Genomic DNA, 12,120 nt, shown 5'->3' with positions numbered 1-12,120 from the left:
CCTATCTCTCCGCCACATTCGAAAGCCTCGTCATCGACGGGGCTTTTTTTATTGGGTTTCAGATGATGTTTCCCGGGATTTGAAAATCCCTCTATACCTTGTTCTGGCTCCGCTACATTCGAAGAAACCGCTGAACTGTCGGCGGTTTTTTTTCGCCTGAACCTTGGCAAGATGAGATAGGGTGAAGCGCCCTGGCAAACGCTTACCGGCGACGTAATTTCCCCGGTGTTGCTTTATAGAATCGGCGAAAGGCGTGGGTTAACGCGCTCTGGCTGGAAAACCCGACCATTTCAGCAATTTCTATCAATGGGATATTCGTGTCCATTATAAGCTGCTTCGCATGTTTCATCCGAACCTCGAACAGATACTGGCCTGGTGTTTTGCCACTCAGTTGCCGGAAGAGTTCATGAAAATGTCCAGCACTGACATTGCAGTATGCCGCCAGGCGTGAAGTCGAGAGTGGTTCGTGAATATGCTTGCTGATGTAATCATCAATCGCGATTAAATCGAGTTTGCCTTGAGGTAGCTGATGAAAGCGATAGCCATGGAACATGCGCTGGTGCAGGCTGGAAAGCAGGGTAGTAGTGATGCCATCGGCTGCGCTGGGATAATACTGCCAGGTGTCCGCTTCTCTGTAGATGAAGGCCAGTAAAAAACGCAACCCGGCATCGACCTCAAAATAGCGGCCTGCTTCAAAAAGCTGTTGAGTCCCGGACTGAAGAATGTCCAGCGGGATATCCAGAATGATATGGCTGTTATCGCCAATCCCTTCATAAAAATGTACATCGCCGCCCGGCACCAGGCAGCCATGAAACGGGTCAACACGTCCGCCTCGGCCATTGATTTCGAACTCCGCGCTACCTTGATAGGCAATGACCAACTGATGGTAATCGTGATCATGATGGTGGCAACTGTTCGGTAATGATTGTGTACGAATTCGACTGGCCATTTAGAGATTGAATAGACATCCGATGAGTTAACTATTTGTAATTATTTTTTAACAGATGTTATCTCGCTGGGCAAATCATCTCTTAGTGCTAATTAACATTGTTAATAACTTGATGTCACTTATTAACAAGTTGCTGAGTTATGCGCAAAAAAAGACGAGTTTCGAACAAGAATTTACCATTCAGACAGACTTTAATGAGCTCATTACCCGTTTTCATTACACAGTAACTACATCAGGGATTGAGACATAAATGACTGTCAGTACGGCAAAAATCACCTTCATTGGCGCAGGAAATATGGCCAGCGCTATCTTCGGTGGCTTAATCAGCAAAGGTTATCCGGCCGATCATATTACCGCCACATCACCGGAACCGGATGTGCTTAAAGCGTTAAGCGACCAATACGGTATTCAGGTCACCTCAGACAATCGGGCAGGGATAGTGAATGCCGATGTCATTGTGCTTGCCGTTAAACCTCAGATATTAGAGCAAGTCTGCTCGGGGATTCGCTCTGTATTCAACGACAGTGATCAGTTTCCATTGGTGATATCCATTGCGGCAGGCATACCGATAGCGTCTCTGGAACGCTGGTTGAATAGTCAGTTGCCGATAATTCGTGCCATGCCAAATACGCCAGCCATGGTTGGATGCGGGGCCACCGCATTATTTGCCAATCACAATGTCAGTCAGCATCAGCGGAAACTGGCCGAGCATGTTCACGGCGGAACAGGCATCACCGAATGGCTGAGCGATGAAGCATTGATGAACGCGGCGACCGCGGTTGCCGGCAGCGCACCAGCGTACTTCTTTCTCCTTTTTGCTGCCATGGAAGAGGCGGCCGTTGCTCAGGGACTGCCTCGTGACACTGCTCGGCGGTTGGCGCTGCAAACCGGACTGGGTGCGGCGACTATGGCTTTGCACTGTGATGTGGAACCCGAGCAACTGATGCGAAACGTGATGTCTCCGCAAGGTTCAACGGAGCGCGCGATTGCCTGTTTCGAGTCGCTTGATTTCAGACAGATGGTCAATCAGGCCATGACAGCCTGTGCTGATCGTGCGCTGGAAATGCAAACAGAATTTGGCGGGGCACGTTAATCACACCTGTCAGATAACGCGAACTAGTGACAACACAACATTAGAAGGAACGATAATAATGAAAGGAAAGGCTCAGAGCATGATAAAAGCAGCAGGTCTGGCAGTTTGCCTCTCTGTATTGACGACCTCTGCGGTTGCACAAACAGAATGGCGAATGGCAACTCCGTGGTCAGGCGGTCCCTGGCTGGAGCGTGATGCCCAGTATTTTGCTGATCACCTCAAAACACTCAGCAATGGTGAGCTGAGTGCCAAGATATTCCCCGGTGGTACTTTGGGCAGCGCCCTGAAAGTCACAGACACAGTGAAGTCAGGTGTGGCGACTGTCAGCCACAACTATATCAATTATGACTATGGTAAAGATCCCACAACGGCATTGCTGGCGGGCCACTCAAGTGGTCTGACACCGGAAGAGTTTATGCTGTGGATGTACAAAGGCGGAGGCATTGAACTGTATGAAGAATACAGAAAAGAACAGTTTGGTGTGATTGCTTTTCCCTGCTCCATTCTGGGCACAGAAATTTTTCTGCATTCGAATAAACCGGTACGCACCCTCAAAGATTTTCAGGGGTTGAGAATCCGTACGTCCGGTGCTTGGGCTGAGATTGCTTCCCGCCTAGGCGCATCGACGGTAGTGATGGCCGGCAGTGACATCTATTCCGCTTTGGAGCGCGGCGTGATTGATGCGGCGGAATGGGGAAGCCCTGAGATGAACCGGCCAACCGGCTTTCAGGAAGTTGCTAAATACGTCGTCTTGCCCGGTATCCATCAGTCTGGCGGGGTACTGGAATGCGAAGTCAACCAGAAAGCCTGGGATAAGCTGTCGGACAACCAGAAGAATGTTGTCCGTGAAGCGGCCAAATTGTCTGTCTTCGATTCATGGTTGTCTGCTTCTTACGCGGATCTGAATGCTTACAAAGAGCTGGTCAGCGGTCCTAACGAAATTGTACGTCTCGATCCTGCTTTCCAGAGCGCAATACTCGAAGAGACCCGGAAATGGGAAGACGAGTATGCGGCGAAAAATGCCTGGTTCAAACGTGTATTAACCTCCCAGCGTGACTTCAAGGAACAGATTAAATACTGGCCTGAATATCGCCTTCAGATTGGTGCAACAGAAAGCTGATCACTCTGGTCGGGCTGTCACTCCCAGGGTGGCAGTTTCGACCTGTCCTTCCGTATGAATTAGGTTATTCGTATGACTTTAATAGATAAGATTGAAGCTATTACCCGTTTGTCCGGGAAGATAGCTGCATTATTGATCCTGCCGCTCATCGGTGCGCTGGTTGCCGAAGTTGTCAGCCGGTATTTATTTGATTCGCCAACACTGTGGGCTTTTGAGGTGAGCTATATGGTGATGGGAGCAATATTTATGCTGGGCCTGGCAAATGCTTTGCGTACCGGCCAGCATGTCTGTGTGGATGTGGTGACGCTGAAACTGAGTACACGCGTAAATGCCGCAATCCGAGCCTGCTGCTATGCTCTGTTTCTGCCGCTGGTTTGCTGGCTCAGCTGGGAGCTTGGCTGTTATTTCTACGAGGCGTTAGAAAGCGGTGAGCGTTCAGGGCGCTCAGCATGGAATCCTTACATGTGGCCTGTTTATAGTGTGTGGTTTGCCGGTTTTGCCATTCTGAGCCTGCAGGTGCTTGCCGAGTTGCTGGATTCAGCCATGGTCGCGTTTGGGCGAAGAGGGAAAACAGCATGAGTGATTATTTATCCTTGCTGATGTTTCCGCTTCTGATGGCCTTCATTTTTGCCGGTTTTCAGATCGCTTTTTCAATGATTCTGGTGGCATCTATTTTTGGCCTGATGCTGTTTGGAGATGTCACGGCTTACCAGTTACTCAGCAAAATTGAGGAAACGGCTTCCAACTCGATTCTGGCGGCGGTGCCTTTGTTTATTTTCATGGGTGCGATGCTGGAAAAAGCCGGTATTGCAGAGCGGTTGTTTAAGTCGATTCACATATGGACATACGGCATGCCCGGCGGACTGGGCGTGGGGGCCATTCTGCTGGGCACCATCTTTGCAGCTGCAAGCGGGGTGGTTGGCGCAACTGAAGCCGTGATAGGGATGCTTGCCATTCCTGTGATGTTAAAACATGCATACGATAAACGCCTGTTGTCGGGAGTGATTTGTGCCAGTGGCTCCTTGGGGACCGCGATTCCGCCGTCAATCACAGTGGTGGTGCTCGGCCCGGTAGCCGGAGTATCGGTTGGCCAGCTGTTCAGTGGTTTGTTATTGCCTGGCCTGATGATGGCGTTCCTGTTTATCCTCTTCGTTGTGGTACAGGCCTGGCTGAAACCTTCTGTTGCCCCCCGGATTCAATCCGACACTCATGGCTACACCTTCATCGAAAAACTCAGTGTTACTCTGACGGCAATGCTCCCTGCGGCGCTGCTGATCTTCGCCGTGCTCGGGACTATCCTGATGGGGCTGGCAACTCCTACTGAAGCGGCCGCTTGCGGTGCATTGGGCTCTATCGTGCTGGCCGCCGTGTACAGGAACCTATCCCTGTCGGTACTGTGGGATGCCTTCATGGGGACAGTAAATATCTCGGCCATGATTTTGCTGATTGTCCTTGGCGGTAACATGTTCGCCGGTGTCTTTTTTGCAGCTGGTGGCATGGCAACTGTCCAGTCTGTATTGATAGGAACAGGGTTTGAACCCTGGGCTATTCTGGGCATGATTTTGCTGATCGCTTTTCTTGCCGGTTTTGTGCTGGATATGATGTCAGTGGTACTGATCATTATTCCTGTCGCCATGCCGGTTGTCCGGTTATTGGGTTTTGATGAAGTCTGGTTCTGCGTGGCTTTTCTTGTGGTGCTACAAACCAGTTATCTGACTCCGCCGTTAGCGCCGTCAATCTTTTATCTGCGAGCCATCACACCACCGGAGATAACCTTGCGTCATATGTATAGCGGTGTGGTGCCATTTATTGTCATTCAGCTTATTGTGCTGACAGCCATACTGGCTTATCCGAATACCGCTTTGTGGTTACCTGAAATAATGGGGGGGCCGGCCTGGAAGTAACCAGTATGTAATTAATATCATTCTTTCATTGCCGGCAATATCAGATGGATGGTTGCCGGCATACAATGGTGAGTCATCGTATGAAGATTATTTCCGCTGAACAGGTTGCCCGTCACCTTCCCTGGGTGACTTTGATTGATAAATTAGACGAAACCTTCCGACTCGGCGTACAGGCACCGCCCCGACACCATCATAGTATTTCGCGAGCCGACGGTAACGCGACTATGCTGTTGATGCCAGCCTGGGAAGACAGGGGTTACATAGGTGTGAAAATGCTCAATGTGTTTCCCCAGAATGCGCACAAAGGCTTACCGTCGATTTCCGGTGTGTACTTATTATCTGACGGTGCAACAGGACAAACGCTGGCATGTATTGATGGTAATGAATTGACCCGACGCAGAACAGCAGCAGCCTCAGCGTTGGCCGCGCGCTATCTGGCCCGCAATACTGCCAGTACTTTGCTTATTGTGGGGACGGGAAAAGTAGCCCCCATGCTGATTGAAGCCCACGCAGCGGTGCGCCCCATTCAGCGAGTGTTGGTGTGGGGGAGAAGCAAGGACAAAGCGCAGTCTGTTGTCGATGCCTATTCCGGGTATAACAGGGGGATCAGAACGATAGAGCACATACAAACTGTGGATAATCTTGAAGCGGCCTGCGCCCAGTCAGATATCGTCAGTTGTGCCACCCTGTCAACTTCACCCTTGCTGAAAGGGGAATGGATAAAGCCTGGCACTCATCTTGATTTGGTCGGCGCTTTCCGCAGTGATATGCGAGAGTGTGATGGTTATACCGTTGCCTGCAGTCAAGTTTTTGTCGACACCAGGGCGGGTGCTGCCAGCGAAGCTGGCGATCTCATTCAGGCTCAAACTGAAGGTCATTTTGATATCAATATGATCCGAGGCGATCTTGAGCAGCTTACGAGGAGAGAGGTGGTGGCAAGGGAGAGCGACCAGGCAATCACCTTGTTCAAATCAGTTGGTGCTTCGCTCGAAGATCTGGCCGCGGCTGTTGTGCTCTGGGAAACTATTGTTTGAAATACCAGGCTAGTCCACGTATTTTTTTCTCTCTTATATTTCCCATCTTTTCAGGTATAGGCGCCAGGTAAGCTTCCCTCGGGCGCCATATACCACACAGTGAATATTGAGTCGTTCTATCTCAGATTTAACCTGCCTAAAAAGATAAACGTAAAAAATATTGACACCTGCATTTCTGATAAAAATGTTTATATATAAAAACTCTTTATCAACTATCTAATTTAACTGAATAATTGAAATTTAATACTTAAGTTTACTACCAAACTAAACTTCCAGTGCTAAAAATAAGAAGGTAATTTTTTATATAACTTTATTGAGATTCACAAGGCAATTAAGTATCAAGGTTAAAATGTAAGACCAATTGTAACTCCATGTTTTAAAAGAGTTAACTTTAAATGTCTTTCACGGCTGCTTTATTATTTGTCATTTTTTTGACGTGAACTAAAGTTAACTTTATTAAAACGCTAATATAATAATGAAAGGACGAGTAGGAATGTCTAGAAAATCATACACTAGATTGGCATTAGTGTCGGACGAGAGTATTCAGTCTTCTATTCTGAAAGAGTACTTGGTAAAGAAGCTTACATTTTCCATAAACTGTATAAAGCTGGATGAAATCAGCAAGTTATCAGCTAAACATATAGAAGAGACATTGTTCATTTTAGATTCTGCCAGTATCACGCCAAAATCGAGTGAAAAGTACCTGAGTATCATGGCTGATAAAGAGGTAATACCTTCTGAAATTCTGATCAATGTATGCACTGATATTAAGGTCGATGAGCTTAAGAGATGGCCGAACTTGGTGGGGGTCTTTTATACCAGTGATTCACTTGAGCTGTTATCAGAAGGGTTGCTGAAGATACAAAGTGGTGAGTTGTGGTTTAGCCGTAAGTTATGCCAGGAACTGATTTCTGAATACCGCAGTACTCAAGCCAATATCCCAAAATTGAGCGTCGAGTTAACGACACGTGAAAAGGAAATTATGCAACTTTTGGTCTCAGGAGCATCAAATTTGCAAATTGCTGAGTCCTTGTTTGTGAGTGAAAATACGGTCAAGACACATCTTCATAATGTGTTTAAAAAAATCAAAGTCAAGAACCGCCTGCAGGCATTTATGTGGGCTAAGAATCATACATTCAATAGCTTATTATCATGAAATTTCCCTATTTGATGCTTGTATATCTAGCCATTGTTTTTCCTGCTGTTAGTGCAGCAAAGGGCGAGTCGATTGAGTCATCAAAGCCGATTGAGAATGGACCGTCATTGGAAAATGATGAGCCGCTTGAAGTCCAGGACCGATTGGAGTCGTTAGATAGTTTGCGTGAAATTGATGGTGTAGTGATCGACAGGACAATGACTCGACTAGGTGAAGAGTTTTATTCTCTCTTTGCACAAAAATTAGAAGACCAACTGGACGAGCTAAAAGAGAATATTTCTGTGAAGGAAAGGCCGACAGCGTTATCAGGCAGTATTATCACTGTTTTCCATCGGCAGAATATTATATACAGAACGGCTTTATCTCCAGGCAGAAAAAATGTTGAAGAGAAAACGGATCAGGCTGTTTCAGCGGTTAAGAATTATGTATTGAGATGGCGGATAGAAAGGTATTTAAAAGATACCTTCGATATTGACTACGACGAAATTTAAGAGGTCAGCACATGAAAGGGAAGGTATGTTGTTTATTGTTTATGAGTTTCTGGACAATTGATGTCTCAGCAACCGAACTAATTTATACACCGGTGAATCCTAATTTTGGCGGCAGCCCATTAAATGGTAGTTATTTATTAGCAGGAGCTAATGCCATTAATGACTATAAGCCGCCACAAGAAGACAGCTTGCTGGGTGAAAGTGAAAACAGTATACAAAGGCTGGCGGCAAATCTGGAGTCCCGGTTAATCGGTCAGCTACTTTCCGATGTAGGTAACGGAAATACAGGGCAACTCAGTACGGATGATTTTCTGTTGAATATAGTCGACAATAATGGTGCTTTGATGATTCAAGTCACTGATAAGGCAACAGGCGAAACATCTACTATACAAGTTAGTGGCTTAGTGCCTGATATGTAAGGAGACGATCATGAGACTTATTGCCTTATTGTGTTCTACATTAATTTTAGGTGGTTGCTCTCAGTCTATGAGTATTCCGGCACCTAAAGATGAGCCAACACTGATGCCAAGAGGGGCGACCTATTTAGATTTAACCTCTTTGCCGTTACCCCGGGGTCCGGTTTACGTGTCGGTTTACGATTTCCGGGATCAAACCGGCCAGTATAAACCTCAGCCTAACAGCAACTTCTCTACTGCGGTTCCGCAAGGGGGAGCTGCAATGTTAACGACAGCGCTGCTCAATTCTAAGTGGTTCATACCATTAGAGCGGGAAGGGCTTCAGAACTTGCTTACTGAACGTAAAATTATTCGCGCCGCTCAGAGTAAACATGAGACACCGAAAAATCATGGTGATCACCTTCCCTCTTTGATGGCGGCCAATATTATGGTTGAAGGTGGAATCATAGCTTACGATACCAATATTCAGACTGGTGGAGCGGGTGCGAGATACCTGGGGATAGGATTATCATCTCAGTACCGCACTGATCAGGTGACGGTGAATGTCAGGGCGGTTGATATTCGCAGTGGTCGTATTTTGTTGAGTGTTACAACCAGCAAAACAATCCTGTCTCAGGAACTGCAAACCGGTATTTTTAAATTTATAGATTATAAAGATCTTTTAGAAGCTGAATTGGGGATAACAACCAATGAGCCTGTCAATGTCGCTGTTATGTCAGCGATAGACTCTGCAGTAATACAAATGGTTGTAGATGGGATAAAGACAAACCTCTGGAAACTTAGAAATCCTTCAGATATGTCAAATTCTGTTATTCAAAAATATGCAGGAACCACTCAGCCAATTATCTAGTTTCTGTAGTAATTACATTTCTTTCTCTCCAGGTCTTTTGTTGCTGTTTATGGCAATCATCTTACACGGGTGATTGTCTTTTTTTTTGCATTAAATATTTAAAATATCCTAACGGCGATTATTATTGAACTACAGATGGTTTCAGGCGGGATTACTATGTTTTTTTAAATCAATTGTCATGTATGCCACTGATTTATATGGCGCAACTTGAGTTTGGTGATGATTTTTATAGTAATAAAGTGCTAGCAAAAAAATAGATATAATCATCATAAAGTTCATAGGAAATAGATAAATAAATACCATAATGAAATTACAAACAAGCTAAGGTGATTTCGAGGGTTGCAGCAATGAAGTATCAATTTCCTAATAATTCGAATGCGGTGGCCTTAATAGGTGTCATGTTAAGCTTTCCTGTTTTTTCTAGTGATTTGGCAAGGAATGAATTAAGCAGGATGTCTGAGTTGTCTGATGATTTTAATAATACGGCAAGAGTTGAATTAACAAATGCGTATGAAAGTTCAGCGAAAATAAATCAAACGCATTTGTTTGGCTCAGGTAATAAAGCATTAGTCAGGCAGTCAGGCTATAACAATAACGCCAATATTGACCAAATTGGAGGGGGTAACCTCTCTTACATCGAACAAAATGGTAATGATAATTATGCTGCCATTTATCAGGCCGGGTGGAACAACGAAGGCGCAATTATACAAAATGGCAATCAGAATCGTGCGGTACTTTCCCAAACGGGAATAGGGCTTAGCGAAACCATCAACCAGGATGGTGATGGTAATGTGGCTTACGTTATTGACAAGCCAAATGTGAATTACTCTGGTTTTAACATCAATCAATCAGGTAATGAGCAAATATTAATAGTCAACGGAATGAATAAACAAATAACAGTCCATTAACACAATGTAAGGAATATCACATGAAAAAGTTAGCTCTGGTAATTTCTGCGCTGTTGGTCTCTGGTGGTGCGCTGGCGGTAGATAACGAAGCTGATGTCAGTATCACAGGGTACAGTGATAACAATGATGTGTGGATTTATCAGGAATCTCCAGGAAGCTGGGGTAACGAAGCAGTGGTCGATATCAGCGGTGGTTCCGATGATAACGAAATCGATATTGAACAAGATGGTAGCGGTAACTACGGTAAAGTCGAAGTAGCCGATGACTCAGAAGATAACGAGTTGGAAGTGCTGCAAGACGGCTATGATAACAAAGGCCGAATCAGCCTGGATGACCATGCAGATGATAACTATGTGGTGCTGAACCAAAATGGTGATGACAATACCGCCGATGTAGATATCGAAGGTGGTGATGACAACCATGTTGATGTTGACCAGTATGGCGATGACAACAAAGTGTATGTGGACATCAAAGGCTATGGCGCTGATCACAACGACGTCTATATCGACCAGAACTCAGATGATGCCCGTGTCTACGGTAAAATCCTGGGTAACTCTAGCTACAATGAAGTGGATATCGAACAGACTCTCGCTGATACAGCAACCTTTTATATCAGCAACTCGTCTAATAACGAAGTTGATATCCAGCAGTTCTGATAACGTTGTTGAAATTAAATTGAATGAGTAGCTATGTGTAACTCTATGACCAATAAAGCGGCGATTATCGCCGCTTTCTGTTTTTATCCATTGCTGGCACTAAGCCAGACGGAAAAAACGTTTGATATTAGCTGCACTCTGGACGGGGATTCAGTGGCGATATTAATGATGTCGGAAAGCGGTGAGCGAGTCGCGTATTCACTGACCTCACGTAGTGGTAATAAAATGCGCTCAGCAGTAAGGGGCTCCAGCAAATCCAGAATGTCGTTAAGTAAAGCTCAATTCCCTGTCAGCATCACGGTTGATGCCGCTGGCGACCTGTCTGTCCTGACAGTCACCGACGATTGCCAAATTACCACCCGGACACCTCATTCCTGAGGTGTCTCAATACTCATGGCATCTTATATTGCCTTGTAGTACTGTGCGCCTCCCAGAAGCCTAGATTGATGCAAATTCAGAACCGTTTGGCCTGAAGCGTCAGCCGGAGGCACAGCGGCTGAGTTTGCTTTGGTGTATGGCTATGTGCGTGAGTGCACAGAATGTTACCACTTTACGCTTTAAGCTCTCATTCCGATTTCAAAATTGCTATTATGTGAGGCTGATTCCGATTATAGCGCCATGGCGCAGGTCGGTTTGATTGGCTGATGAGGGTAAGAAGTCAGGGTATTGGCCACCAGCTAATGCAAAACGCTATCCTGTTTGCCCGTCGTACCGGCGCCAGAGGGATCGCGTTAGAGACATCGCACAGAAACCTTACAGCCCAGGCTCTTTATGAGTCGTTGGGTTTTCAGCGCGATGAAAATTATTATCACTATTTTTTGACTGTGTAGCAGTAACAACATTAATGCTTGGTTAATACTATGTATATTCAAAAAGTTATGCCCAATCGTGATGACGTCCGAGTGATCCTCAGCGCGTCCGATGATTATATGTATAGTCTGTACCCGCCCGAGACGAACAACCTGGAAAGTGAGGAATCCCTCATGAAGGACAATGTTCATCTGGTCGGAGCCTTTGTACGCGGCGCGTTAGCCGGTATTGGCGCAGTGAAAATGATGGATGATGACGGGCAGTACGGCGAAATCAAGCGTATGTTTGTACTGGATAATTACCGCGGCCTGGGTATATCCCGGCAAATTATGGATGCTTTGCACCAGTACCTTAAGCATAACGGTATCAGCATGGCCCGCCTGGAAACCGGCGTGAATCAGCCTGAATCAATTGGCTTGTATCAAACCATAGGTTATCGGGTTTGTGAGCCTTATGGTCAGTATCAAGCGCACCCGCTCAGTATTTTCATGGAGCTTGACCTGAATTCACTGGATGGTTAGCACTTCTGATGTCGAATCATTATCACGGCTCCTGTCAATGCGGGGCCGTGACCTTTTCTATCTATGGCGATATTAAAGCCATTACACATTGCCATTGTTCTATGTGCAGAAAAAGCCATAGTGCTGTGTATGCCACTTATGCGGCGACCTTGAAGGATAACTTTAGCCTGAAAGGTGAAGAGCATCTCACTGCGTTTTTATCCTCCCCCGGC

The 12,120-nt window shown here is 46.0% G+C and carries 16 protein-coding genes; 15 read left to right on the top strand and 1 reads right to left on the bottom strand.

Features of this window, described 5'->3' with window-relative positions:
- Positions 1-202 precede the first annotated feature (202 nt).
- The gene (locus P0Y67_RS21015; RefSeq protein WP_342393429.1) at positions 203-949 is read right to left on the bottom strand and encodes a helix-turn-helix transcriptional regulator; all 747 of its coding nucleotides are present in this window, start codon (positions 947-949) and stop codon (positions 203-205) included.
- Positions 950-1,199: 250 nt separating this feature from the next.
- Between P0Y67_RS21015 and proC the strand changes: the two genes are divergently transcribed.
- The 15 genes from proC to P0Y67_RS20940 form a co-directional block, all read left to right on the top strand.
- Positions 1,200-2,042, top strand: a complete 843-nt coding sequence (gene proC / locus P0Y67_RS21010; protein ID WP_342393428.1) for a pyrroline-5-carboxylate reductase — start codon at positions 1,200-1,202, stop codon at positions 2,040-2,042.
- Between the two features lie 58 nt (positions 2,043-2,100).
- The gene (gene dctP, locus P0Y67_RS21005) at positions 2,101-3,162 is read left to right on the top strand and encodes a TRAP transporter substrate-binding protein DctP (protein ID WP_342393427.1); all 1,062 of its coding nucleotides are present in this window, start codon (positions 2,101-2,103) and stop codon (positions 3,160-3,162) included.
- Positions 3,163-3,234: 72 nt separating this feature from the next.
- Positions 3,235-3,741 (top strand): TRAP transporter small permease subunit, encoded by a 507-nt coding sequence (locus P0Y67_RS21000; protein WP_342393426.1) that lies wholly within the window; start codon positions 3,235-3,237, stop codon positions 3,739-3,741.
- Complete coding sequence (locus P0Y67_RS20995; RefSeq protein WP_342393425.1) at positions 3,738-5,066, top strand: TRAP transporter large permease; 1,329 nt, start codon at positions 3,738-3,740, stop codon at positions 5,064-5,066. Before P0Y67_RS21000 ends, P0Y67_RS20995 begins: the two co-directional genes overlap by 4 nt.
- Before the next feature lie 80 nt (positions 5,067-5,146).
- Positions 5,147-6,100 (top strand): ornithine cyclodeaminase family protein, encoded by a 954-nt coding sequence (locus P0Y67_RS20990; RefSeq protein ID WP_342393424.1) that lies wholly within the window; start codon positions 5,147-5,149, stop codon positions 6,098-6,100.
- A gap of 493 nt (positions 6,101-6,593) precedes the next feature.
- The gene (locus P0Y67_RS20985; protein ID WP_027253420.1) at positions 6,594-7,256 is read left to right on the top strand and encodes a LuxR C-terminal-related transcriptional regulator; all 663 of its coding nucleotides are present in this window, start codon (positions 6,594-6,596) and stop codon (positions 7,254-7,256) included.
- The gene (locus P0Y67_RS20980; protein ID WP_342393423.1) at positions 7,253-7,747 is read left to right on the top strand and encodes a curli production assembly/transport protein CsgE; all 495 of its coding nucleotides are present in this window, start codon (positions 7,253-7,255) and stop codon (positions 7,745-7,747) included. Before P0Y67_RS20985 ends, P0Y67_RS20980 begins: the two co-directional genes overlap by 4 nt.
- Before the next feature lie 11 nt (positions 7,748-7,758).
- The gene (locus tag P0Y67_RS20975) at positions 7,759-8,166 is read left to right on the top strand and encodes a curli assembly protein CsgF (RefSeq protein ID WP_202601913.1); all 408 of its coding nucleotides are present in this window, start codon (positions 7,759-7,761) and stop codon (positions 8,164-8,166) included.
- Between the two features lie 10 nt (positions 8,167-8,176).
- Positions 8,177-9,013, top strand: a complete 837-nt coding sequence (locus P0Y67_RS20970) for a CsgG/HfaB family protein (RefSeq protein WP_342393422.1) — start codon at positions 8,177-8,179, stop codon at positions 9,011-9,013.
- Positions 9,014-9,360: 347 nt separating this feature from the next.
- A complete protein-coding gene (locus P0Y67_RS20965; RefSeq protein WP_342393421.1) occupies positions 9,361-9,921 on the top strand; it encodes a curlin subunit CsgB in 561 nt (186 codons plus the stop codon).
- 20 nt (positions 9,922-9,941) lie between these two features.
- Positions 9,942-10,577: a hypothetical protein gene (locus P0Y67_RS20960; RefSeq protein WP_342393420.1), complete on the top strand. Its 636-nt coding sequence runs from the start codon at positions 9,942-9,944 to the stop codon at positions 10,575-10,577.
- A 33-nt stretch (positions 10,578-10,610) separates the two neighbouring features.
- Positions 10,611-10,955 carry a hypothetical protein gene (locus P0Y67_RS20955; RefSeq protein ID WP_342393419.1) on the top strand — a complete coding sequence of 115 codons (345 nt, stop codon included), beginning with the start codon at positions 10,611-10,613 and terminating at the stop codon, positions 10,953-10,955.
- Between the two features lie 266 nt (positions 10,956-11,221).
- The gene (locus P0Y67_RS20950; protein WP_342393418.1) at positions 11,222-11,407 is read left to right on the top strand and encodes a GNAT family N-acetyltransferase; all 186 of its coding nucleotides are present in this window, start codon (positions 11,222-11,224) and stop codon (positions 11,405-11,407) included.
- A 30-nt stretch (positions 11,408-11,437) separates the two neighbouring features.
- Complete coding sequence (locus P0Y67_RS20945; protein WP_446728861.1) at positions 11,438-11,908, top strand: GNAT family N-acetyltransferase; 471 nt, start codon at positions 11,438-11,440, stop codon at positions 11,906-11,908.
- A gap of 8 nt (positions 11,909-11,916) precedes the next feature.
- On the top strand, positions 11,917-12,120 hold a 204-nt coding region (locus P0Y67_RS20940), incomplete at its 3' end, for a GFA family protein (RefSeq protein ID WP_342393416.1).

The organism is Photobacterium sp. SP02 (genome assembly GCF_038519165.1).
GTDB lineage: Bacteria > Pseudomonadota > Gammaproteobacteria > Enterobacterales > Vibrionaceae > Photobacterium > Photobacterium halotolerans.
This window is presented reverse-complemented; position numbering and strand designations above follow the sequence as displayed.